Raw genomic sequence first — 24,001 nt, 5'->3', positions numbered from 1 at the left:
GTCCCACACACGGCACCGGCAGTGGGTTCCGGCCCACGCGGGGTGGCTAATCGGCGTCGGCCAGCAGGGTCACCGTTCCGGCCGCACCGTCCACCCGCACGCGCTGTCCGTCGGACAGGCCGGTGCTGGCGGTCTTGGTGTCCACCACACAGGGCACGCCGAACTCCCGGGCCACGATGGCGGCATGCGAGGCCGCGCCGCCGATATCGGTGACCACGGCCCCGGCATAGGCGAACATGGCCGTGTGGCCGGTATCGGTCACCGCGGCGACCAGGATGTCACCGGGCTCGATATCGTCGTCGAGGGACAGCACGCGCTTGACGGTGCCCTCCACCACCCCGGGACTCACCCCCAGCCCGGTGAGGGTGTCGCCGAGGGCGATCGCGCCCTCGATCTCCTCCGGAACCCAGTGGCCGTTCACCAGGTCCGGCATGCGGATGGCCTTCAGCCGGATGCGCTCCGCCCGGCGTCGCGCCACCCGCTCCTTCAGATCGGCCGGGGCCCACAGGATCTCGTCCAGGGTCAGAAACGCCGAGTCGTCCGGCTCGGTGAGCTTGCCGCCGGCGACCAGACGCGCGGCGCGTTCCCGGGTGGCCATGCGCAGGTTGTCGGTGATGCGCACGACCGCGTCGCGGGCGCGTTCACGGTAGACGGTCGCGCCGACCGCCATCCGGGCGGTGCGGGCGGTCGGCGCGGGCACCGGTTCCCGCTGCGGGGCGGGCACCTCCGCGGCCCGCGCGGCGGCGGCGACCAGCAGTTCGGGGCGGTCGCCGAAGGTCGGGTTGAGCAGTTCGCACTCACCCGGGCCGCGGTGGCCCACCTTGGCGAGTTCCTCGTCCAGTGCCGCCGCGAACTCCGGCGACTTCTCCCGGGCGGCGGCCACATCGCCGGTACGCGCTACCTCGTGCAATCCGGCGTCGCGGCGGCACAGGGCCGCCAGCCGCTCCACCGCCAGCATGGGTTTGGCCGATTCCAGCCGGTCCGGGTCGATCTTCACCTCGCCCTTGTGCACGGCGGTGGCCGCGCCGGTCATCATGACGCCGATGGCCGCGGTCTGCCACGCCTGATTCAGGCGGTCGCGCCACAGCAGGGCGCGCGCGTGCAGCTGTTCGTCGGTGAGCTCCGAAATCTGTTCGCGGGACAGCGATTCGGTATGCGATGCGGCGTTGATGTGCTCGGCGGTCCGGCGATAGCTCAGCGCGGTGGCCGCCACCCGCCCGGTGGCCTTGAGGGTGCCGAGGCGGCCGCCCGCCATCGGGGGACGGCCCAGCGGATGCAGCTCCATATCGCCGATCGCGCCGTAGACGTCCTTGCGGATGCTCTCCTCGTCCCAGCCGGGCATGTTCTCGGCGGTGAACACACCGATGGAGGGATTGATGTACATATGGTGGCCGAGTACACTGGTCACCCGGGACACCCAGTGCTCCAAGGCGATTCCCTCCAGCGCGATCATCCTGCCCATGGCCTCGTTGCCCAGCCGGATGGCACCGGCCTGCAGATCGATGGTGAGCGGCGTGAGCGGGCCGGGCAGCGCCTCGGAGGTATTGGTGGCGGTGTGCACCGGGATGCGCTCGTCGACGAGATCGTCGAATTCGCCCTGCAAGCCCTCGGGTGCGGCGCAGACCAGCGGATGGCCGTCGGAGGTCGGGGCCGACTGCGGCACCACGTGGCTGGGCAGCGGAATGGCGCCGCGCCGGGCCCGGAATCCGGTGCCGTCGGCCTTGCGGCCGTGCAGGCCGCGCGCCACGTCGGCCACCACCTCCCGGGCGGTCCAGCCGTAGCGGACCTGCCATTCGTCCCGGGCGGCGGTGGTGTCCACCGGGGTGCGCCGGGCCGACGAGCGCGGCAGCCAGGCGGAATACCGCACGCCGGACTCCTTCAGGATGCGGCGCACGTCGTCACCGGAAACCTCACCGGGAGCGGCCAATCCGACCACGCCGCTGCGCTGGGACACGGCCGCGAGCACCAGGAAGCGCTCCAGATCGTCGTAGTGCAGCACCTGTAGCGCGTGATCGGCACGCGCGCCCGCCAGGGATTCCAGAGCGCGCCAGCTGGTTCGGTCCACCCTGCGGCCGGTGACCACGGGCGTGCGCACGATGAGCGCGTCCGCGCCGCTGCCGGTGACCGTGCGCTCCACCGTGGTATCGAGGCCCGCCGCGACGGGCACCACGATGCGCGCACCGGCATCGCGAACGGCGGACAGTATTCCCGCGACCGCGCCGCCGGCCAGATGCACCACCGCATCCGCACCGGCCACCGCTTCAGCGCACACCCGCACATCGGTCAGGTCGCCGACGGTCACCGCGACCCGCGGGTCCACGTAGCGGTGCCGCCGCCGGTCCAGGCCGACCACTTCGTGGCCCGCCGCCACCAGCATGCGTGCCACGGCACGACCACTCGGTTCGGTGACTCCGGTGACCAGAATCCGCATCGACTCTCCTCCTCGTGAGGCGTCCCAACCACACGTGACGCCGTTCACACACCATCGCCACTGCGCTGACCGGCCACGGTTCCCAGTCCCGATCAACGGGATCGGAGAGTCATTGAGCAAGATGCGCCGCTATGCCGTTCCCGCGGCGCGGGGACCGTCGTAATCCATGACGGTGCGGAAAGCTGTGACAACACGGGCGGCGACCGAGGTCGACGACTTCGACATCGACACCGATGTGCTGGTGGTCGGGTACGGCGCCGCCGGTGCCGCTGCGGCGTTCGAGGCGGCGCGGACCGGGGCGCGCGTGCTGGTGGTGGATCGGGCGGGCGGAGCCGGAGGCGCGTCCGCGCTGTCGGGCGGCGAGATCTACCTCGGCGGCGGCACCCCGGTACAGCGGGCGTGCGGATTCGACGACACCCCCGACGATATGGCGGCCTTCCTGACCGCCGCGCTGGGGCCGAGCGCGGACCCGGCCAAGATCGCCGAGTACTGCGCGGGCAGCGTCGAGCACTACCACTGGCTGGTCGACCGCGGTGTCCCGTTCAACCTGAGTCTGTGGGACGCCCCGACCTGGGTGCCGCCGACCGACGACGGGCTGATGTGGCTGGGCGAGAACAGCTGGCCGTTCACGGAATCGGCGCGACCGGCACCGCGCGGGCACCGGCCCGCCACACAGGACTTCGGTGGGAACCTGCTCATGGAATGCCTGACCGAAGCCGCCGAATCGGCCGGAGCCAGAACGCTTTTCGACACCTACGTCACTAATCTCGTGGTCGCCGAGGATCGGACCGTGCTCGGGGTCGTCGCGCGCCGGTACGGCAAGGAGATCGCCATCCGCGCCCGGCGCGGCGTCATCCTCACCACGGGCGGATTCGTCGACAACGACGCCATGCTCGCCGCGCACGCGCCACACCTGCTGGGCCACACCAAGGTCAGCGCCGGAACCGATGACGGCAGCGGCATTCTCATGGCGCAGGCGCTCGGGGCGGGCGTACGGCACATGGGTGCCGGGCAGGTGGGCATATCGCTGATCCCGGGGCTCGCGGCGCGCGGCATGGTGGTCGACGCACGTGGCCGCCGGTTCGTGAACGAGGACACCTATCCCGGGCGGATCGGGCAGGCGGCGCTGTACCGGCAGAACCTGGGTGGCGCTTGGGCCGGTGGTGACACGGCGGTGTGGGTGATCGTCGACGAGGAGGGGTTCGAGGCGGTGCCCGAACCGCAGCGCTGGGGGGTGCGGCCGACCCATGTCGGCGAGACCCCCGAGGAACTGGAGAAGCTGACCGGCCTACCGTCCGGCGCGCTGGTCGACACCGTGCGCCGGTACAACGAATTCGCCGCGCGTGGAGCCGATCCCGACTTCCACAAGGCAGCTCGCTGGCTGCGGCCGCTCACCCCGCCGCTGGCCGCCATCGACGTGAAGGCCGGGGTGCGTCCGCCCGCCGAATCCGGCGACCGGCGCGGCACCGGAGCCTCCGTCTTCACCCTCGGCGGACTGCACACCGATCTCGACGGGCACGTGCTGGATCTGGGCGGCGACCGGCTCGGCGGCCTCTTCGCCGCCGGGCGGGTCGCCAACGGGCTGCACGGCTTCGGCTACATCAGCGGCACGTCGCTCGGCGACGGCACCTTCTTCGGACGCCGCGCGGGCACCGCCGCCGCCCGGAACGAATAGCCGGGGCCGGCCGCCCGGCCGAGGTGTCGCCGCGTCGGCTGAGCGGGCCGAGGGTTCCGATCACCGGGACTTTTCCCGATCGCCGCGCGACGGCGGCCATAGCGTCGACAATCGGAATCACTGGACCAGGAGGGAACAGCTCAATGACGAACAAGGTGCTCGATCGGGTCCGGGACCTGCTGCCCGCGATCCGGGAACGAGCCGTGCAGGCCGAGGAGCAGCGGCGGATTCCCGACGCCACCATCGCCGAGCTGTCCGCGGCCGGGGTGTTCCGCATGTTGCAGCCCGCGCGGTTCGGGGGCGCCGAGGAGTCGCCGGTGGCCTTCTACGAGGTGATTCGCGCCATTGCCACCGCCTGCCCGTCCAGCGCCTGGGTGGCGTCGGTGCTGGGCGCGCACCCGTGGCAGCTGGCCCTGTTCGACGATCGCGCCCAACAGGACGTGTGGGCCGAGAATCCCGACACCCTGGTCTCCTCCTCGTACGCGCCGACCGGCAAGCTGAATCCGGTCGAGGGCGGCTACGAGATCTCCGGCCGCTGGAGCTTCTCCTCCGGCTGCGACCACGCGCGGTGGGTGTTCCTGGGCGCGCTGGTGCCCTCGGACAAGGGCATGGACTACTTCACCGTGCTGGTGCCGCGCACCGACTACGTCATCGAGGACGTCTGGGACGTCTCGGGTCTGGCGGGCACCGGCTCCAACGACATCGTCATCGACAAGGCGTTCGTACCCGCCTACCGTGCCTACAGCGCCGAAGACCAGGCGAATCTGGTCGGCCCCGGCCAGGAGCTGAATACCGCTCCGCTGTACAAGATCTCGTTCGGCAGCGTGTTCTCCAACACCATCACCGCGCCCATCGTCGGTGCGGCGCAGGGAGCATACGAGGCGCATATCGCGCGGCAGCGGGAGCGGGTGCGGCTGTCCTACGGCGGCCAGAAGGTGGCCGAGGATCCGTTCGCCCACGTGCGCATCGCGCGCGCCGCGTCGGAGATCGACGCCGCGATCCTCCAGATGGAACGCAATATCGGCGAGCAGTTGCGTTATGCCGAAGCGGGCGAGGAGATTCCGTTCGAATCGCGGTTGCGGGCGCGCCGGGACCAGGTGCGTGGCACCGAACGGGCGCTGGAGGCCATCGACCTGCTGTTCAAGAACTCCGGCGGGCACTCCATCCGCCGCCCCAACCCCATCGAACGTCATTGGCGCGACGCGCACGCCGGAAGCGTGCACGCCATCAACGACGTGGAACGCGCCCTCGCCATGTTCGGCAAGGGAGCCATGGGGCTCGAGGTCACGGATCGGATGCTGTAGATGACGTTCACCGCCGAGGGCACCTCGCGCCGGTTCAGCGTGGACGGTATCGAACTGCGGTATCACGACGCGGGATCCGGTGCGCCGTTGGTACTTCTGCACGGCTCCGGGCCGGGGGTGTCGGGCTGGGCCAATTTCGGGGCCAACCTCGAAGCGCTGTCCCGGCACTTCCGCTGCCTGATCCTGGACCAACCGGGCTTCGGTGCCAGCGGGCGGCCGGAGGTGTACGAGCGCAACTATCTGCGCATCGCCATGGACGCGGTCATCGCGCTGCTGGACGAACTGGGCATCGACAAGGCGAGTCTGCTGGGCAATTCCATGGGCGGTGGGGTCGCGACGCTGACCGCGCTGGAACATCCGGGGCGGGTGGACCGGCTGGTGTTGATGGCTCCCGGCGGCGTGGGCGTGAACATCCTCGGACCGGAGCCGTCGGAGGGCATCAACCGGCTGATGGCCTTCAATGCCGATCCGACGGCCGGACGCGCCATCGACTGGTTGCGGACCATGGTCTTCGATCCGGCGGTGCTGACCGAGGAATTGATCGCCGCCCGCACGGCGGCGGCCACCGACCCCGCACAGTCCAAGGCGCTGGCCGATGCCTACGCCACCTTCTACGACCCGAATATGGCCGAACCGCTGCCGCTGTGGGTGCGCCTGAAAGGCGTTCGGCACCAAGCCCTCATGCTGTGGGGACGCGACGACCGCGTCACACCGGTGGAGGGCGCATTGTTCCCGGCCCGTCAGCTCCCGAATGCCGACCTGCGGATCTTCTCGCGCTGCGGGCACTGGGTGCAGGTCGAGCGCAAGGACGCGTTCGAACGCGCGGTGATCGACTTCCTCACCCGGGGAATGTGACCGTGTCGGTGCGTCGGTCGCGTTAGATTGCGAGAATGACTTGGACCGCACCGGAAGTCGACCGCCGCGCGTTGGCGTTCGTCGGTGACGAACGCACCCTGCTCCAGTCGTTCCTGGACCGCTCCCGCGACACGCTGCTGTGGAAGTGCCAGGGGCTCAACGGAGTTCAACTCACCGCACGCAGCGTGGAACCGTCCTCGATGTCGCTGCTCGGCCTCGTTCGGCATATGACCGAGGTCGAGCGCGGGTGGTTCCGGCAGACGGGGGCGGGGGAGCGGGTGGGGTACGTCTATTGCACCGAATCCAATCGGGACGGCGACTTCGACGATGTTTCGGCAGCGGACGCGGAGGCGGATATCGCACTGTATCGCGAGGAAATCGCATTGTGCGACAAGGCTGTTGCGGGGCTTCCGTTGGACTGCACCGTGAAGCATCCTCGGGGTGGGCGGGGTCTGTCGTTGCGGTGGATCTATCTGCACATGGTCGAGGAGTACTCGCGGCATCTGGGGCATGCTGATTTGCTGCGGGAGCGGGTGGATCGGGTTGTGGGGTATTGAGTGGGAGGGTTTCGGCCTTGTCCATGTGCTGTTGTCGTGCGGCCGCTCTCGTGCGGGGGTGTTGCTGCAGAGATGAAGAGAAATAGTGTGGTGGGGTTGGGTGCCTTTCCTGGCTTTCGCTGACGCCGGGTTGGGTGCCGTGGGCTGCGATTCCGGGGGGCGGACTGGCTGTGGGGGCGTTTCGAGACTTCGGGGGCCTGGGCTGGATGTGGTTGTCAGGCGTGAGTAGCGGGCGGACGCTTCGGTAGGGCTATGCCGGTTCGGGCCGTGCTTTCATCGAGAAGGGTGAGATATTCGTGCGCTCGGCGGCCGAGGCCGATCGCGGCCACGACTGAGGGGTGGGAACGAGTGCGGGCACCCCGGGAGCGGCACGGTGGCCGTGCGCCTGAAAGGGTGCTGCGGGCGCACGGTATTCGTGTGCGGCTGCGGGGTGGGTGGGTTAGTTGCGCAGGTGGGTGAGTTTGGCACGGTAGCGTTTCATGCTTTCGGCCAGGATGTGTTCGGGGTGGTGCAGGTGGTTGACCTGCGGGCGACGGGCCGGGTCGATGCCGATCGGGGGCCGCCACCGGGTGCGTCCGGCCAGTGCTGATCCGGGTGGGGTGGTGTCGGTGGCCCAGCCGTGCGGGTCGTCGGGGTCGGCGGTGATGTGGGCGTGGCAGCTGTCGCAGACCAGGGTCAGGTTGTCGATATCGGTGGGACCGCCTGTCGCCCACGGCACGATGTGGTGCATGGCGCACATCGTCGCCGCAGCGGTGCGGCCGGGGCGGGTGCAGCCGCGCTCGATCGCGGCCTTGGCCACCGCGACCGCCCAGTCCGAGGGCGCGATCTCGGCAACCCACGCCCGCGCGGTCATACGAGTGATGAACCGGCTCCCCGACGCCGTCGACACCGCCACCCGCGCGGTCGCCGAACACCACCTCGCCGACGCCGCCCGGCAGGCTCGGTTCGCGCACCGCGCCGCTGGGTTCGCGGAACACCCCCAACGCTTCGGCCGCGTCGATGCGGGAGGCGGCCTCGAACCGTGACAGGCGCAGGGTTTCCACCAGATACCGGTGCAGGCCCCGGCGGCCGAGCATGCGGGGCAGGTCCCGGTCCCCGATCTCGATCAGCAGGCGATGCGATACCGATTCGATTATGCGGCGGCAGGTTTCGAACTCGGCCAGCAAACCCTCGAACTCGCTATCGGTGAGGCCGGTGAGGTCCACGGTCTGCAACGCGGTCAAGCCCGCGCGCACAGCGGCGAGACCGCTGGTGTCGTGGATTTCCTCCCCCGGATTCATGCGTCTATTCTATCGCGGAATCGGTTGCGGCAGAAGCGAACAGGCTATCCGAACTGCGGATATTCAGACCCGAAATGTCTGTTCCGGACTGGATTCACAGCCCGTGCTCGTGCACCCACGCCGCAACTTGCGTGCGGGAGGTGAATCCGAGCTTGGTGAGAATGTGCTCCACATGCGTTTCCGCCGTGCGAGTGGAAATCACCAATTCGGTGGCAATGCGTTTATTGCTGTACCCGGCGGCGATCAGGCGGGCGACGTCCTTTTCCCGTCGGGTGAGCACGTCGGTCTCGGCGGTGGTCGTGGCGGGGGTGTGTGGCGGGCGTTTGCGGGGTTCGGGTTCGATGATCGGGGCGGGGGTGCGGCCGAGGGCGTAGTCGATGGCGTCTTCCAGCGGGAGTTTGGCTCCCGCGTCGAACTGTTCACGGAAGATCTTGTCGCCCAGTGCCTCTCGCACCCGGCGGCGTTCCTCGTCAGCGATGACACTGGTGATGTGGTGGGCGAGGCGGACCGTGCTGCGTTGCAGGGTTTCGGCAGCGCCCATGAGACGGGCGGCGCGGTGTGGCTCGCCGCGTGCGGCCTCGGTCCAGGCCAGGCCCTCGAAGGCCGAGGCCAGCCAGACGCAGCGTTCGAACAGCGCCAGCTGTTCGATGGAGCGGCCGTGGTACCGGGCGGCCGTGTCGTGGTCGCCGCGTCGCCAGTGCACGATGCCGACGGTCCACAGGGCCAGGCCGCCCAGCAGGTGGGAGCCGGAATCCTCGGTGAGCTTCAGGAAGCGTTCGGCCAGTTCCGCGCCGCCGGTGGCGTGGGTGACCTCCGCGCACATGAAAGCGAAAGCGTGGCTGTCCATTTCGATGGCGGGTTGGCGGGTGTCGACGGCCAGGTCGATGGCGGTTCGGGCCAGTTCCAGTGCTCGGGTGCCGTCGCCCTCGGTGAAGGCCAGCAGGGAGCGGTCCAGGTTGATCTCGGGCAGCAGGTCGGTACTGCCGATTTCCGTTGCCAGCGCCAGGCATTCGTGTACCAGGCGGGCCGCGGACGCTTGGTCGGACAGCAGGGCCGCCAGGGAGGCCGCGGAGGACAGGGCGCGGGCGCGGGCGCGGGTGGGTTCGGGGTTCAGTTCGAGTGCTTCGGTGAGCCAGCGGTAGCCCTCGGAGAGGAAGCGGTGGTGCTCCCAGAACGGGCGCAGCACGCTCACCGTCTCCATGGTGGCCAGTGGCTCGTCCTGGAGTCCGGAGCGCAGTGCCGCACGCAGATTCGCGTGTTCGCGGGTCAGGTCGCGGAACCAGGCCACGTCCTCGCCCGTCCAGTAGGCCGTCTGGCCGCGCAGCGCCAGCTGACGGTAGTGCTCGCGATGGCGAGTCCGCACGGCCTGTAGGTCGCCGCGTCCGGCCAGTCGTTCGGCGGCGAACTGGCGGATCGGCTCCAACATCGAATACCGGCCCACCGCACCGTCATAACGCGGCGTCAGCACCGATTTGTCCACCAGACCGGTGAGCGCCTCCATGAGGGACGCGCCGCCCAGATCGCACACCGCCTCGGCGGCGTCGATGTCGAAACCGCCGGCGAACACCGAAAGCTGTTCCCACAGCAGCTGTTCCGCGGGCGTGCACAGGTCGTAGCTCCAGCGGATCGCGCCCTCGATGGTCTGCTGGCGCTGCGGGGCCGTGCGCGGTCCGGCGCTGAGCAGATCCATGGTGTCGTCGAGCCGGGCCAGGATCTGTTCGGGGGTGAACATGCGCAGGCGCAGGGCCGCCAGTTCGAGGGCCAGCGGCATACCCTCCAGGCGTTTCACGATCTCGGCGAGTACGGGGCGGTTCGCCGCCGTCACCGCGAATCCGGGGTTCGCCGCGCTGGCCCGTTCGACGAACAGGCGCATGGCATCGCTGTCCTCGTCCGACCCCGCCTCCCGCACCGGCAGCGGCGGGACCGGCATCACCTGCTCGCCGGGAATCCCCAGCACCTCGCGGCTGGTCGCCAGTACCCGCACATCCGGTGTGGTGGCGATGATCCGACCCGCCAGCGCGGCGCACGCGTCGATCAGATGCTCACAGTTGTCGAGCACGAGCAGCAGCCGTTTGTCGGCCAGGAACTCGGTGAGCCGGGGCAGCGGAGCCGTGGTCTCGTCGCGCAGCTCCAGCGCCTCCGCCACGCTGAGTGTCACCAGGTTCGGATCCTGCACATCGGCCAGTTCCACCAGCCAGACGCCGTCCGGGAACGCGCGGGCCACCAACTTCCCGATCTGCCGGGACAGCCGGGTCTTACCCATGCCACCCGGCCCCAGCAGGGTCAGCACCCGAGTGGTGGGCAGCAGTCGCTTCGCGGTAGCCAGCTCGTCGCGGCGGCCGACGAAACTTGTGACCTCTTCAGCGAGGTTTCCGATGACACGCCGCGCCATGGGATCAACCTAAGGTATCGCGCACTGTCCCGGCCAGAACCCGCGAATAAAAGCCGGAAGAATCGGACAGGGCCTCGTGGCGGGATCGTGCCGTGGCGGCCGGTCGACGCGGGCATCTCCAGCCCCTCGGCGACCGCATCGGCCGCGGCGGTGGTCGGTACCCGCCTAGACTGAACCGGTGCCCGGCCGATCGCGACGCGCCCGACTGGACGATGTGCACGAACTCGCCCTGGGAATGCCGCATGTCACCGTGGACCACGCGGCGGGCGGGCGGCCGGTCTATCAGGTCGGTCGCAAATCGTTCATCTTCTTCCGCAATCCCCGGCCCGACGCCTTCGATCCCGCGACCGGGGAGCGCTACGACGATGTGATCGTGTTCTGGGTGCCCTCGCCTTCGGACAAACTCGCCCTGGTGCAGGATCCGGACACGCCGTTCTTCACCACCCCGCACTTCGACGGGCACCTTTCGGTGCTGGTGCGCGGCAGCCGCATCGGTGAGCTGAGCCTGCGGGAGCTCACCGAGGTGGTGCAGGACGCGTGGCTGTCGCGCGCCTCCGCCACCCGGGCCCGGCAGTGGCTCAGTGCGCGGCGGCTCCCGTGAGGAAGGACGTCATGGCGGCGGCCACCGCCTCGGGGCGGTCGAGCATGGACAGCACGTAGGCGTCGTCGATCTCGACCAGACGCCCACGGGGGAGCAGCTCGGCCAGGCGGCGGCCGTGCTCACGCGGCATCACCTTGCCCGCCGCGGACCACAGCACCAGGGCGTCGCCCGAGAAGTTCCGCAGCGCTTCGGTGTCGGCGATCAGTTCGGCCTTGCGGAGTCCGGATCGGGTGTAGGACCGCAGATCCCGGCGAATGCGACGGTCCCGCAGCCCGGGCTCGGTCCAGCCGTGCACCACATCGTCCGGCAGCGGCCGGCGCGCCATCCGGCCGAACATGAGCGGGGAGTCGCGCAGCCACGATATCCGCAGCTGCCGCAGCGCCAACCACAGTCCGCCCGGCACATAGGACGCGAGGACGGACATCCTGCCCGGCAATCCGGGCGGGAAGTTGTCGAATGCCTCGCACGGCGTGATGATCAGCCGCCCGACCCGCTCGTCCAGCCCGTAGGCGGTGAGGAAGAGTCCACCGCCCCAATCGTTGTGCACGAGGGTCGCCTCGCGCAGGTCCAGGGCGGCGAGGAAGTCGGCGATGATCCGGTTCTGGCCGCGCAGGCTCAGATCCGCGTCCGCCCGCATCGGCTCCGGATGCGCGCCCAGCGGCAGATCCGGCAGCAGGTACCGGAACCCCTCGGGCAGCCGGTCGAGCACCCGGTCCCACACGGTGTGATTCATGAACAGGCCGTGCAGCAGCACCACGGGTGGCCCCTCGCCGCGCTCGGCATAGTGGATTCGACCCGCGGCGATATCGACAGTGGGCATCTCGGACCTCCGGTAGAGCAGACGCTCTAGTGCGTTTGCTCTAGTCTGGTGGGGTGGGTGAGAAGATGTCAACCGGGACCAGGGAGCGCCTCGTCACGGCGGTCGCCGAACTCATGCGGGTGCACGGGTACAGCGCGGTCACGGTCAAACAGATCACCGCCGCTTCCGGTGCGCCGATGGGCTCGCTCTACCACCACTTCCCGGGCGGCAAGCCGCAGCTCGCGGCGGAGGCGCTGCGCACCTCCGGCGCGGCCTACATCCAACTGCTGCCCCTGCTCATGGACCCGCACGACGATCTGCGCGCTGCCGTCCCCGCCGCCTTCGCCGCGGCCGCCGACACCATCGAACAGAGCGGCTGGATGAACATGTGCCCGGTCGGCACCGTCGCGGGCGAGATCGCCGACAGCGAGCCCGCCCTACGCGAGGTCGCCGCCGAGGTCATCACCGACTGGATCGACCGGGGCACAACCTATTTCGTGCGCCGCGGCCTCACCCCGGCCGACGCCCGCGAGACCATCCTCGCCATCCTGTCCGCCCTCGAGGGCGCGTTCATCCTGAGCCGCACCCTCCGCTCGGCCGAACCCCTGCACGCCGCGGGCGCGGCCATGGCGGCGCGTCTGGACAACCTGCTGAACGCACCGGAAACCGGTGCGGTGGCACAGCGTGCGAACCACGCCGAGTAGTGCGCGCTCGGCCGACCGTGCCCGACCGGCCGCGCCGTGCCCTGGCCCGCTATCTCGACGCCACGCGCGCCGCCGCCGATCAGGGATAGCCGACGGCCGGGTCCACCTCGGTGAGGTGATGTCGCATGCGGTCGCGCTTGGCCCGCAGGTAGCGCACATTGTGTTCGGTCGGGCTGGTTTGCAGCGGGATGCGGTCGGTGACGGCGATACCGTGCGTCTCGAGGCCGGACTGTTTGGCGGGGTTGTTGCTGAGCAGCCGCACCGATCGGACGCCCAGATCGGTGAGGATGCGGGCGGCGGCCCCGTAGTCGCGGGCGTCGACGGGCAGTCCGAGTGCGAGATTGGCGTCCACGGTATCGGCGCCTTCATCCTGTAATTCGTAGGCGCGCAACTTGTTCAGCAGTCCGATGCCTCGGCCCTCCTGGCCGCGCAGATAGACCACCACCCCGCGACCCGCGTGGGCGACGGCCCGCAGGGCGGCGTCGAGCTGTGCGCCGCAATCGCAGCGCAGCGAGCCGAATGCGTCACCGGTGAGACATTCCGAGTGCACGCGCACGAGCGCGTCCGCGCCCGCCGGTTCCCCGTACACCAGCGCGAGGTGTTCCGCGCCCGAATGCTCGTCGGTGTAGCCGATCACCCGGAACTCACCCGCCGGAGTGGGCAGGCGGGTCTCGGCCACCCGGGATACGCCGTGCTCCAGCCGTTTTCGGTGGGCGATGAGATCGGCGATGGAGATGATGGGCAGCTGGTGGGCGTGCGCCAGGGTGAGCAGCTGCGGCAGCCGCGCCATGGAGCCGTCGTCGTTGACCACCTCGGCGATCACCCCGGCGGGCCGCATCCCGGCCAGCCGCAGCAGGTCGACGGCGGCCTCGGTGTGGCCCGGACGCCCCAGTACGCCACGGGGATTCGCGCGCAGCGGCAGCACGTGCCCGGGCCGCGTCAGCTGTTCCGGCGTCGTGCGCGGATCGGCCAGCAACCGCATGGTGTGCGCCCGGTCGGCGGCCGAGATCCCGGTGCTCACCCCGGCGGCGGCGTCCACCGCCACCGCGTAGGCGGTTCCCTTGGGGTCCTGGTTCACCGCGGTCATGGGCGGCAGCCGGAGTCGGTCGAGATCCGCGCCCGTCATGGGCACGCAGAGCAGGCCGCTGGTGTGCCGCACCAGGAACGCGATGCGTTCGGGCGTCGCGTGCTCGGCGGCGAGGACGAGATCGCCCTCGTTCTCGCGGTCCTCGTCGTCCACCACGAGCACCATGTCGCCGCGGGCGAGTGCCGCCACCGCATTCGCGATCGGGTCGAGTGCACCGGTCATCGTCGACCACCTCCTCCGGTCTTTCACATCGAAATATGCCGGGCCGAGAACAGCGAGGTAGCGTCCCGCTGACCGGATCCGGCCCGGAGGCACGACGCCTCCGGGCCGGATGTCGGTCGGACCGGGTCCACTCAGTAGGCGGTGCCGCCGGTGGCCGGGGTACGCCCGTGCTTCATCCAGATCGCGCCCAGCAGCGCGATGAGCGAGGTCGCGGCGATCACCCAGAAGGTGATCTCGTATCCGCGGTCGGAGAACAGCAGCGGTATCTCGTTGGTGACCGTCGGCTGCCCGGCCACCGTCACATCCGCGGCCACCGGATTGGCGTGCAGGAAGGCGGTCGCCACCGCGAGCCCGATGGCGACGCCCATGGCCTGCATGACGCCGAGCATGCCCGCGCTGACGCCCTGCTGCTGGGCGGGCACCGCCTCCACGATGAGGTTGGGGGTTGCGGCGTAGTAGATACCGAAGGCTATTCCGAAGACCGCGCTGATCAGGGCGAGGGTCACCCAGCCGTGCCCGAGCGCGGCATAGGCGACGGCCGCGCCGACGAAGATGCACAGCGCCACGATCAGCGGTACGCGCGCACCCGACCGGCGAATCCACAGCCCGGCCACGAAACCGAAGATCATGGAGATCACCGCCTGCGCCAGGGCGAGATGGGTGGCGAACTCCAGCAGACTGAAGCCTTCGCCGTAGGAGTATCCCGGGTTCATCTCCACCCGCACCATATCCGGCGGCAGCTGCGCGAGCACCGCCTCCTCGGGCACCTGGACCGCGCCCGGCGGCAGATCCACCCCGGGCGGCAGCTGTGCCCGCGCCTGCGCCTCGGCGGCGGCCTGCGCCTGTTGCATCGCACCGGATCTCACCTGTTCCCAGGTGGCGGCGGTGACCTCGCCCGCCACCGCGGACTCGGGCGGCGACTGGGTCATGTAGCCGATGGCGTAGGACTGGTACCCGATCATGAACGAGGCCAGCAGGGCGATGAACAGCACCACGCTCACCCGCGGCGTGAACAGCAGCTTCATATCCATGATCGGCTGCTTCACCCGCAGCTCCACCACCGGGAACAGCGCCAGCAGCACCAGGCCGCCGATCAGGTAGGCCAGCGAGGTGGGTTCGGTCCATCCCCACGCCTGGCCGTTGTCCAGGTAGATCAGGGTGAGCACCGCGCCCGCGCCGAGCAGCGCCGCGCCGACGACGTCGAGCCGCTGCGGCACCCGCAGTTTCGATTCGGGCACCACCAGAATCACCAGCGGGATCATGACGGCGGTGAAGATGAACAGGAACCAGAAGATGGCGCGCCAGCTGTTGTGTTCCACGATCCAGCCGCCGATGAGCGGACCGGCCAGCGCCGAGACGCCCAGACCGGTGGCGGCGATGCCGATGCCCACCGGAACCAGCCTGCGCGGCATGAGATCTCGAATGAGGCCGTAGGAGATCACCGCGGTGGCGATGGCCGTGGCCTGTAGGCCACGGCCGAACAGGAACAACAGCCAGTTGCTGGTGACCGCGCAGATGACGCAGCCGATCATGAACAGCACGCCGCAGGTGAGGAACATCTTCTTCTTGCCCCAGATATCGCTCAGCTTGCCGATGAGCGGTGAGGTGGCGGCGCCGATGACGCCGAAGATGATGATGGCCCAGTTCAGGTTGGCGCCGACGGTCGGGAAGCTGGGTGCGATCTGGCGCAGCGCCGCCGACACCATGACGTACTGCATGGGCGCGACCTCGGTGAACAGCACGATCACCGCGAGGACGCCGAAGATCCTCAGCTTCGACGCGCCGTCGAGACGGCCGGTGTCCTCATCGCCGACGCCGGGCGGCGTCGTGGTTTCGACGGAGGTGGACATATTCGTCCTCCAGGTGGGTAGGTAACACGATGGCGTGAACCGTGTCACACCCGGAGTTCGTCGAGAACAATCGAGTTCGGTCAGTGGGAACTATCGGAATTCCGGTTCTCGGTAGCCTTGCGCCGGTTACGCTTTCCCGCCAGTTTTTCCAGGTCGTCCAGGAGATCGCGGGCGAATTCCCGTTCCGCCTCGTAATGGCGTACGCACCAGCGCAACACCGCGCTCGGATAGGCCCATTCCGGATTGGCGTCCGCCCCGTCGGCGTCGGCCTGGGCGCGCCGCCGCATGGTTTCGGCGTAGTCGATGTGCTGGTTCAGTATTTCGCGCATCCGGTCCGGTTCGGCCAGGTGGCCGAGCCAGGCCCGCAGCATCACACTGTGTTTCAGCACCGGCGCCTCGACTGGGGAGTGGTTCACCCAGTGCGCGGCGGCCGCGCGTCCCGATTCGGTAATGGCGTACATGCGTTTTCCGCGCATGCCGTCTTCGGACACCACGGTGCGCGAGGTCGCGTAGCCGTGTTTCTCCAACCGTTTGAGTTCGGCGTAGATCTGACTGAACGACGGACTCCAGTAGAAGAACTGGAGACTCCAGTCGGCCCATTTCTTCAGGTCGTAGCCGGACAGTTCGTCCGCGTGCGAGAGCATTCCGAGTACGGCCCACGCGGTCGTCGGCAGGTCCGGGCGCTGCCCGTCGGAATGCCCGGACCGCGCTGCTGCGCCTTCGGTCATCACTGCAATCTACCCCCGGTCTTCCGGGCTCAGCGCCAGTGGGCACGACGCGGGAACAGGGTGCGACCGGCCTCGTGCGCCACCTCGAGCACCACCCTGGCCAGCCGGTCGAAACTCATGGCGTCGGCGCGGCCGGACAGCGAGATGGCCGCGGGCGCGGTGCCGCGACCCCGCAGCGGCGCTGCCACACAGGCGATTCCGACCACCGCCTCCTCGCGGTCGATGGCAACCCCCTGGCGCAGGCGGATCTGCTGGAGTTCGCGGCCGAGCGCGTCGGCGTCGCAGATGGTGCGCGAGGTCAGCCGGGGCAGTCGGGCGCGCACCGCGGCCTCTGCGATATTCGGTTCCAGGCAGGCCAGCATGGCCTTGCCGAGTCCCGTTGCGTGCGCGGGCATCCGGCCGCCGAGCCGGGTGGGCAGGCTGGCGGCGAAACGCCCACCGGCCTTGTCCAGGTACACCACATCGCGCCCGTCGAGCACCGCGAGATGGCCGACCATGCCGGTGCGCTGGGACAGTTCGTGCAGCAGCGGGCTCACCGCGTCGCGGATCTCGTTGTGGTCGGCGGTGAGGCCGCCCAATTCGAGGGCGCGCATGCCCAGCCGGTATCCGCCGGATGTGTGTGCCAGCCAGCGAAGTTTGATCATTTGGTCCAGAATGCGATGGACCGTCGAACGCGGCAGTCCGGTGCGCTCTACCAGGCCGAGCAGGGTGAGCGTCGGAGTGGAGGCATCGAACGCGTCCAGGATGAGCGTCATGCGCTCGATCATCGACACCGGGACCTCCCCGGTGGCGTTGCGGGCATCTTTGGCGTGAGAGTCTCTGCCGCGCATGGGGGTTCGATTCTCCGCCGAAGAGAGCAGGGCGACGGACATGAGTACCTCCGTTGGTTCGTGTCCAGTCTAGGACTATGCCGATTAGGCATGTACCTGTTTCGGACGTTGTGCTACCCATCACAGTGCCCTGCGGTACATACGGAGGAATCGGGAGAACTACGTATGTTCCACGGATCCGCGTCCCGGTGACCGAACCCCGATATTGACGCTTGTGCGGCCCGACCTGCTGTTATGACTGCCAGCGATATTTCGGATCGAAATAAGGAGTTGTCGTGGAACCGGCTCTCGACGAGGTTCCGGCGATCGACGCGGCGGCGTTCAAGGCCGTGCTGGGGCGGTTCTGCTCCGGCGTCACCGTGATCACCGCGCTGGCCGACGGGCATCCCGTCGGCTTCGCCTGCCAGTCCTTCGCCGCCCTGTCCCTGGACCCGCCGCTGGTGAGCTTCTTTCCGGCGCGCACCTCGACCACCTGGCCGCGCATCCGGCGGGCGGGCCGCTGCTGCGTGAACATCCTGGCCGACCACCAGGACGAGATCTGCCGACGACTCGGCCGTCCCGGACCGGACAAGTTCGCGGGCGTGGACTGGACGCCCTCGGCCAATGGCGCACCCCGGCTGGGCGGCGCGCTGGCCACCATCGACTGCGAACTCCACGACGAGGTCGACGGCGGTGACCACACCATCGTCATCGCCCGCGTGACCGGCCTGACCGAGCATTCCGACGCGTCACCGCTGCTGTTCTACCGGGCGGCCTTCGGGCGCCTCGCCCAGCGGTAGTCCGGCGTCTCGATCATCAGTGGCCACCTCCCGGCCAGTGGGACTTCGCCTGCCGACGCCCGGCACCGCGACCGCAACCTCGAATCAACGGATTCCCGAAAGGACCCTCACATGACCCCCATGGACAGTGAAGTGCGCGTGATCGACGCGGGCGCACCGCCCACGCGGTTCGCCCGCGGCTGGCACTGCCTGGGTCTGGCGGACTCCTTCCGTGACGGAAAGCCGCACCCCATTACGGCTTTCGGCACCGAACTGGTGGTCTTCGCCGGCTCCGACGGCACGCTCAACGTGCTCAACGCCTACTGCCCGCACATGGGCGGCAACCTGGCCGACGGCACCGTCAAGGGCGATTCGCTGGCCTGCCCGTTCCACGACTGGCGCTGGAACGGCAAGGGCAGATGCACCGGCATCCCCTACGCGCGCCGGGTGCCGCCGCTGGCCCGCACCAAGGCGTGGCCGACCATGGAGGAGAACAAGCAGCTGTTCGTGTGGAACGACCCGGAGCACCGGCAGCCGCCCGCCGAACTGGCCATTCCGCGCATCGACGGCGCGTTCGACGACGGCTGGACCGACTGGACCTGGAACACCATGGTCGTCGACGCCAATGCCCGCGAGGTCATCGACAATGTGGTCGACATGGCGCACTTCTTCTATGTGCACTACGGCTTCCCGACCTTCTTCAAGAACGTCTTCGAAGGCCATGTCGCCAGCCAGTACATGACCTCCGTCTCGCGCGAGGACATGATGGGCGAGACCGCGAAGGCCCTCGGCGGCAAGAACGTCCTGCACTCCGAGGCGTCCTACTACGGCCCCTCCTACATGATCGACTATCTGCGCAGCGAGAGCGCCGGGCTGACCGTCGAGGGCTACCTGATCAACTGCCACTATCCGGTCTCGGAGAACCGGTTCGTGCTCCAGTACGGGGCCATTGTCAAGAAGCCCGAGGGCATGGACGAGGACCGGGCCCTCGAGATCGCGAACAAGTTCGCGAATGGTCTGGGCAAGGGGTTCGAACAGGACGCCGCCATCTGGAAGCGCAAGAGTCGCATCAACAACCCGCTGCTGTGCGAGGAGGACGGCCCGGTGTACCAGCTGCGCCGCTGGTACGAGCAGTTCTACACCGATATCGCGGACGTCACCGAGGAGATGACCACCCGCTTCGAATTCGAGGTGGACACCACCCGCGCGGTCACCGCGTGGGAGGCGGAGGTCGCCGAGAACCTGGCCAAGGGCGCGACCGCGCCGTTCTGAGAGGTGGTGCCATGGAACAGGTTTCCTGCCGATCCTGCGGCACGTGCGTCTCGGTGGAGAAGTTCAGCCCGCAGCACACCAGCGTGCAGTGGAACACCGCGGCCGTGGCCGCGTGTACCGGCCTGGCACGCGACGGCCTGCGCTCGCATACCTGCCCGGCGCTGCGGTCCAGCATCGAGATCGCGGTGGCGGCCGGGGAATTGGGTGTGAGCACGCGCGATGTGGACGTGCGCACCCGCGGCCGGACGCTGCGCTGAGTTGTCGCGCCGCGCCGATCACTCCGGGCCGACGACAGGCGGCCGCCGCGGGGTCGAGCGCGCGACGAGTACTGGAGGAATGGATGACGGTGACAGAGCTGGAACCGGAAACGGCCCGGCGCGGCGGTGATATCGCCAGCGTGCGGGTGGTGCGCGTGGTGCGGGAAACCCATGACGCGGTATCGCTGGAACTCGCGCCGGAACCGGCGCACGCCGCGCGCTTCGGCTACCGGCCCGGCCAGTTCCTGACCCTGCGCATTCCCAGTGCGCTGACCGGCTCGGTGAGCCGCTGCTATTCGCTGTCGAGCGCACCGCACGAGGGCGGCCCGCTCAAGGTCACCGTGAAACGCACCCGGGAGGGGTACGGCTCGAACTGGTTGTGCGACAACGCCGTCGCGGGCACCGTGCTGGCCGCGCTGCCCCCGGCGGGCCTGTTCACCCCGGCCTCGCTGGATACCGATCTGCTGCTGTTCGGCGCGGGCAGCGGCATTACGCCGGTGCTGTCGATACTCAAGGAAGCGCTCGCCGAGGGCACCGGGCACATCACGCTGTTCTACGCCAATCGCGACGCCGAATCGGTGATCTTCGCGGGCGAACTCGCCGCCCTCACCGCGGCGCATCCGGATCGGCTGCTGGTATGGCAGTGGCTGGAGAGCGTGCAGGGCCTGCCGACCGTGGCGCAATTGGCCGCGGTGGCCCGCCCCTGGGCGGGGCGGGAGGTGTTCGTCTGCGGTCCGGGCCCGTTCATGGACGCGGTCACCTCGGCCATGACCGAACTCGGCGTGGACCGCAAGCGGGTGCATCTGGAGAAGTTCGTCTCGCTCGCCGGAAATCCCTTCGAGGACACCGTCGCCGACGCCGGACCCGACGCCGGACCCGACGCCGGTGCATCGGCGACGGCGCGCGTGGAGCTCGACGGCGAGCACCACGAGGTGGCGTGGCCGCGCCGCCGGACCCTGCTGGACACCCTGCTGGCCGCGGGGATCGAAGCGCCGTACTCCTGCCGGGAGGGCGCGTGCAGCGCCTGCGTGTGCAGGGTGGTCGCGGGCGAGGTCTCCATGCGCCGCAACGAGGTGCTCGCGGACGAGGATCTGGCCGAGGGCTATGTGCTCGCCTGCCAGGCCGTCCCCGAAACCGACGACGTCTCGGTCACCTATTCCTGACCACCTCCGATACCAGAGGAGTTCCCATGGCTGCCTTCAGCTCCCTCGGCTACGTGCGGGCGCGTATCGCCGACGTGCGGGCCTGGCGTGAATTCGCCTTCGACACCATCGGTTTCGCGGAAGGATCGGGGCCGAACGCGGAATCGGTCTACCTGCGCACCGACGAGCACACCTACCGCTTCGAACTGGTGCCCGGCGACCGCGACGAGGTGATCGCGGTGGGCTGGCAGGTGGCCGACGGCCGGTCGCTGAGTCTGGTGCGGGAAACCCTGGAGCAGGCGGGCGTCGCGGTCACCGCGCTGTCACCGGCCGAGGCCGTGGCGCGGCATGTGGAGGAGGCCATCGCCTTCACCGACCCGTCGGGCTTCACCATCGAGGTGTTCCACGGCCCGCTGCTCGACCACAGCCCGGTGCTCACCCGGCACGGCGCCCGCTTCGTCACCGGCGAGCTGGGACTCGGACATGTGGTGTTGCCGGTGCGCGATATCGAGGCCGCGCGCCGGTTCTACACGGAGGTACTGGATTTCACCGCGCGCGGCTCCTTCCGGGTGGGCCCGCCGGAGCAGCCGATCTGGATCCGGTTCCTGGGCGTGAACGCCCGCCACCACAGCCTGGCGCTGATCCCGGGCAGCCGTCCCGACGGTCCGGGCATCGTGCACGTGATGGTCGAGGTCGACACGCTCGACGACGTCGGCCGCGCCCTGGACCGCGTCACCGCGGCGGGCTACCACCTCTCGTCCACCCTGGGCCGCCACACCAACGACAAGATGATCTCCTTCTATGTCCGCACGCCGGGCGGCTGGGATCTCGAATTCGGCTGCGCGGGAATGCTCGTCGGCGACGACTACCTGGCGGAGGAGATGACCGCCGACAGCTACTGGGGCCACGAGTGGTCCAGGGGCTGAACCGGTCCGGGAGCTGAAGCGGTCCCACCACGATCGTCCCACAACTGCATATCCGCAAAGGAGCGTCCACACGTGCATCAGCCCACCACATCCGGACCCACCCGGTTCGGCTTCTTCATCGCGCCGTACCACCCGCTGAACGGCAATCCGACCCTGCAACTCCAGCGCGATCTGGAGCTGGTGGAACTGGCCGACCGGCTGGGATTCGCCGAAGCCTGGGTGGGCGAACATCATTCCGGCGGTATGGAGATCATCGCCGCGCCGGAGGTGTTCCTGGCCGCCGCCGCGCAGCGCACCACCCACATCCGGCTCGGGACCGGCGTGAACTCGCTGCCCTACCACCAGCCGATGATGCTGGCCGACCGGCTGTGCCTGGTCGACCACCTCACCAAGGGGCGGCTCATGATGGGCATCGGCCCGGGTCAGCTGGCCTCCGACGCGGCCATGATGGGCATATCCCAGTCCCGCCAGCGCGACATGATGCACGAGTCCATGGACGTACTCGTCCGGCTGCTGCGCGGTGAGGTGGTCAGCGCCAAGACCGACTGGTTCGAGCTCCACGAGGCCCGCCTGCAACTGCTGCCCTATCAGCAGCACGGTCTGGACATGGCGGTGGCGTCCACGATCTCGCCGTCCGGCGCGGTGCTGGCCGGGCGGCACGGCGCGGGACTGCTCTCCCTCGCCGCGTCCGATCCCAGCGGCTACGAGGCGCTGCTGCCCAACTTCCGGGTCTACGAGCAGACCATGGCCGAGCACGGCCACACCGTGCGCCGCGCCGACTGGCGGCTGGTCGCGCCCATGCACCTGGCCGAGACCAGGGAGCGGGCGCGGCGCGAAGTCGAATGGGGCATCGGACATCTGGTGGACTACATCCGCAAGCTCAGCGGAATGAACGTGCCCTGGGGCGATACCGCCGCCGAGGCGGTGGCGCAATGGGTCGGCCCCGGATTCCCCGCCTTCGGCCGCGCCACCATCGGCACCCCGGACGACGCCATCGCCGCCATCACCGATCTCGCCGAGCAGTCCGGCGGTTTCGGCACCTTCTTGGTGCTGGCGCTCGACGTGGCCGACCGGGATGCCACCCGGCGCTCGGCGCGGCTGTTCGCCGAACACGTGATCCCGCATTTCACCCGCGCCAATCGCAATCGTGTGGCCTCCCTGGACTGGGCCGAGGCCAACAGCGAACGGCTCATGTCCGGTATGCGCGCCGGAGTGGAGGCCGCGTTCGAACGCCACGGGCAGGCGCTGGCCGCCGCGGTCGCGCCACCCCGGGAAGGACAGTGATATGCGCGCGGTAGTCATGCGTGATCGGCGGCTGGTGGTCGACGAGGTGCCCGAACCGGTGCCCGGACCCGGTCAGGTGCTGGTGGAGACGATCGCCTGCGGGATCTGCGGTTCCGACAAACAGGCCCTCGACTACACCGACGAATTCCTGCGGGCGTCCCGCGACAGCGGTGTGCCCACCTTCCTGTTCGACCCGCACCGCGACCTGGTCATGGGCCACGAACTGGCGGCCCGCGTGATCGGGGCCGGACCGGATACGCCCTACACCGACGGCCAGGCCGTGGTCGCGCTGCCGTGGGCGTTGGACGCGGCGGGCGGCATCCACGGCGTCGGGTACTCCAACGACTTCCCGGGCGGCTACGGCGAGCGCATGGTGTTGCAAGCCATGGCACTGGAACCGATTCCCGACCACGTGCCGCCGCGGGTGGCCGCCCTGACCGAGCCGCTGGCCGTCGGCTTCGGCAATGTGGCGCGCACGGGTATCGGTCCCGAGGGCACCGGCATCGTGATCGGTTGCGGGCCCGTGGGTCTGGGCGCGGTGGCGGCGCTCGCCGAGCGCGGCGCGGCGCCGATCGTCGCCTCGGATCCGTCGCCGCTGCGCCGGGCGGCCGCGCTGCGGCTGGGCGCACACCGCGTGGTCGATCCGGCCGCCGAGGACCCGGTGGACGTCTGGCGGGAGCTGGCGTCGCCCGGGCAGCAGCCGCACGTCTGGGTGTGTGCCGCGGTGCCCGGTTTGCTCAACGACCTGCTGTACCGGTGTCCGCGCGAGACCCGGATTCTCCAGGTGGGTGCGGTGATGACCGATGACGTGATCCGGCCCATCGTGGGCATCTACAAGGACATCTCGGTGCAGATGTGCATGGTCTACCCGCACGAGGAGTACGCGCGCACGCTGCACCGCATCGCCGAAGGCACGGTCGACGCGGCCGCGCTCATCACCGACGAGGTCGGATTCGACGGCGTGGCGGGGGCGATCGAGGCCCTGCGCAATCCCGACGACCACATCCAGATCCTGGTCCGGCCGGATCTGTGAGCCCCGGGCAGGGC

At 69.4% G+C, this 24,001-nt stretch carries 22 protein-coding genes; 14 read left to right on the top strand and 8 right to left on the bottom strand.

Features of this window, described 5'->3' with window-relative positions; all coding sequences use genetic code 11:
- Positions 1-46 precede the first annotated feature (46 nt).
- Entirely contained in the window at positions 47-2,431 is a 2,385-nt protein-coding gene (locus tag QMO76_RS11435) for a PEP-utilizing enzyme (protein WP_306361216.1), read from the bottom strand.
- Between the two features lie 166 nt (positions 2,432-2,597).
- Between QMO76_RS11435 and QMO76_RS11430 the strand changes: the two genes are divergently transcribed.
- The 4 genes from QMO76_RS11430 to QMO76_RS11415 all read left to right on the top strand — a co-directional run bounded on the left by QMO76_RS11430 (position 2,598) and on the right by QMO76_RS11415 (position 6,822).
- The gene (locus QMO76_RS11430) at positions 2,598-4,106 is read left to right on the top strand and encodes an FAD-dependent oxidoreductase (protein ID WP_306361215.1); all 1,509 of its coding nucleotides are present in this window, start codon (positions 2,598-2,600) and stop codon (positions 4,104-4,106) included.
- Positions 4,107-4,249: 143 nt separating this feature from the next.
- Positions 4,250-5,410, top strand: coding sequence for a 3-hydroxy-9,10-secoandrosta-1,3,5(10)-triene-9,17-dione monooxygenase oxygenase subunit (hsaA, locus tag QMO76_RS11425; protein WP_306361214.1), 1,161 nt, complete (start codon positions 4,250-4,252; stop codon positions 5,408-5,410).
- Positions 5,411-6,265 carry an alpha/beta fold hydrolase gene (locus QMO76_RS11420; RefSeq protein WP_306361213.1) on the top strand — a complete coding sequence of 285 codons (855 nt, stop codon included), beginning with the start codon at positions 5,411-5,413 and terminating at the stop codon, positions 6,263-6,265.
- 35 nt (positions 6,266-6,300) lie between these two features.
- The gene (locus QMO76_RS11415) at positions 6,301-6,822 is read left to right on the top strand and encodes a DinB family protein (RefSeq protein ID WP_306361212.1); all 522 of its coding nucleotides are present in this window, start codon (positions 6,301-6,303) and stop codon (positions 6,820-6,822) included.
- Between the two features lie 439 nt (positions 6,823-7,261).
- Here QMO76_RS11415 and QMO76_RS11410 read toward each other — a convergent pair whose 3' ends face one another.
- A complete protein-coding gene (locus QMO76_RS11410; RefSeq protein ID WP_306361211.1) occupies positions 7,262-7,552 on the bottom strand; it encodes an HNH endonuclease signature motif containing protein in 291 nt (96 codons plus the stop codon).
- On the opposite strand from QMO76_RS11410, the gene QMO76_RS11405 reads away from it, so the two are divergent.
- Entirely contained in the window at positions 7,551-7,847 is a 297-nt protein-coding gene (locus tag QMO76_RS11405; protein WP_306361210.1) for a hypothetical protein, read from the top strand. The genes QMO76_RS11410 and QMO76_RS11405 overlap by 2 nt on opposite strands.
- Before the next feature lie 349 nt (positions 7,848-8,196).
- Here QMO76_RS11405 and QMO76_RS11400 read toward each other — a convergent pair whose 3' ends face one another.
- The gene (locus tag QMO76_RS11400) at positions 8,197-10,494 is read right to left on the bottom strand and encodes a LuxR C-terminal-related transcriptional regulator (protein ID WP_306361209.1); all 2,298 of its coding nucleotides are present in this window, start codon (positions 10,492-10,494) and stop codon (positions 8,197-8,199) included.
- A gap of 235 nt (positions 10,495-10,729) precedes the next feature.
- Here QMO76_RS11400 and QMO76_RS11395 point away from each other — a divergent pair, with 235 nt between their 5' ends.
- Entirely contained in the window at positions 10,730-11,095 is a 366-nt protein-coding gene (locus QMO76_RS11395) for an MmcQ/YjbR family DNA-binding protein (RefSeq protein ID WP_372341961.1), read from the top strand.
- Here QMO76_RS11395 and QMO76_RS11390 read toward each other — a convergent pair.
- Positions 11,073-11,915, bottom strand: coding sequence for an alpha/beta fold hydrolase (locus tag QMO76_RS11390; protein ID WP_306361207.1), 843 nt, complete (start codon positions 11,913-11,915; stop codon positions 11,073-11,075). The two genes, QMO76_RS11395 and QMO76_RS11390, sit on opposite strands and share 23 nt — an antisense overlap.
- A gap of 65 nt (positions 11,916-11,980) precedes the next feature.
- Between QMO76_RS11390 and QMO76_RS11385 the strand changes: the two genes are divergently transcribed.
- Positions 11,981-12,598 carry a TetR/AcrR family transcriptional regulator gene (locus QMO76_RS11385; RefSeq protein WP_306361206.1) on the top strand — a complete coding sequence of 206 codons (618 nt, stop codon included), beginning with the start codon at positions 11,981-11,983 and terminating at the stop codon, positions 12,596-12,598.
- A 79-nt stretch (positions 12,599-12,677) separates the two neighbouring features.
- Here QMO76_RS11385 and QMO76_RS11380 read toward each other — a convergent pair whose 3' ends face one another.
- The 4 genes from QMO76_RS11380 to QMO76_RS11365 all read right to left on the bottom strand — a co-directional run bounded on the left by QMO76_RS11380 (position 12,678) and on the right by QMO76_RS11365 (position 17,357).
- Positions 12,678-13,907 carry a bifunctional 3,4-dihydroxy-2-butanone-4-phosphate synthase/GTP cyclohydrolase II gene (locus tag QMO76_RS11380; protein ID WP_306361205.1) on the bottom strand — a complete coding sequence of 410 codons (1,230 nt, stop codon included), beginning with the start codon at positions 13,905-13,907 and terminating at the stop codon, positions 12,678-12,680.
- A gap of 131 nt (positions 13,908-14,038) precedes the next feature.
- Complete coding sequence (locus tag QMO76_RS11375; RefSeq protein ID WP_306361204.1) at positions 14,039-15,757, bottom strand: MFS transporter; 1,719 nt, start codon at positions 15,755-15,757, stop codon at positions 14,039-14,041.
- A gap of 80 nt (positions 15,758-15,837) precedes the next feature.
- Positions 15,838-16,485 (bottom strand): PadR family transcriptional regulator, encoded by a 648-nt coding sequence (locus QMO76_RS11370; RefSeq protein WP_306361203.1) that lies wholly within the window; start codon positions 16,483-16,485, stop codon positions 15,838-15,840.
- A 29-nt stretch (positions 16,486-16,514) separates the two neighbouring features.
- Complete coding sequence (locus QMO76_RS11365; protein ID WP_306361202.1) at positions 16,515-17,357, bottom strand: IclR family transcriptional regulator; 843 nt, start codon at positions 17,355-17,357, stop codon at positions 16,515-16,517.
- Between the two features lie 233 nt (positions 17,358-17,590).
- On the opposite strand from QMO76_RS11365, the gene QMO76_RS11360 reads away from it, so the two are divergent.
- From QMO76_RS11360 to QMO76_RS11330, 7 genes are all read left to right on the top strand, one after another.
- A complete protein-coding gene (locus tag QMO76_RS11360) occupies positions 17,591-18,094 on the top strand; it encodes a flavin reductase family protein (protein WP_306361201.1) in 504 nt (167 codons plus the stop codon).
- 111 nt (positions 18,095-18,205) lie between these two features.
- A complete protein-coding gene (locus QMO76_RS11355; RefSeq protein WP_306361200.1) occupies positions 18,206-19,345 on the top strand; it encodes a Rieske 2Fe-2S domain-containing protein in 1,140 nt (379 codons plus the stop codon).
- A gap of 11 nt (positions 19,346-19,356) precedes the next feature.
- Positions 19,357-19,602, top strand: a complete 246-nt coding sequence (locus tag QMO76_RS11350) for a hypothetical protein (RefSeq protein ID WP_306361199.1) — start codon at positions 19,357-19,359, stop codon at positions 19,600-19,602.
- An 83-nt stretch (positions 19,603-19,685) separates the two neighbouring features.
- Complete coding sequence (locus tag QMO76_RS11345; RefSeq protein WP_306361198.1) at positions 19,686-20,765, top strand: ferredoxin--NADP reductase; 1,080 nt, start codon at positions 19,686-19,688, stop codon at positions 20,763-20,765.
- A 26-nt stretch (positions 20,766-20,791) separates the two neighbouring features.
- Positions 20,792-21,670 carry a VOC family protein gene (locus QMO76_RS11340; protein ID WP_306361197.1) on the top strand — a complete coding sequence of 293 codons (879 nt, stop codon included), beginning with the start codon at positions 20,792-20,794 and terminating at the stop codon, positions 21,668-21,670.
- Positions 21,671-21,742: 72 nt separating this feature from the next.
- Complete coding sequence (locus QMO76_RS11335; protein ID WP_306361196.1) at positions 21,743-22,954, top strand: LLM class flavin-dependent oxidoreductase; 1,212 nt, start codon at positions 21,743-21,745, stop codon at positions 22,952-22,954.
- Between the two features lies 1 nt (position 22,955).
- Positions 22,956-23,987, top strand: coding sequence for a zinc-binding dehydrogenase (locus QMO76_RS11330; RefSeq protein ID WP_306361195.1), 1,032 nt, complete (start codon positions 22,956-22,958; stop codon positions 23,985-23,987).
- Positions 23,988-24,001: the final 14 nt, after the last annotated feature.

Source organism: Nocardia sp. CC227C, from assembly GCF_030767025.1.
Classification (GTDB): Bacteria; Actinomycetota; Actinomycetes; order Mycobacteriales; family Mycobacteriaceae; genus Nocardia.
This window is presented reverse-complemented; position numbering and strand designations above follow the sequence as displayed.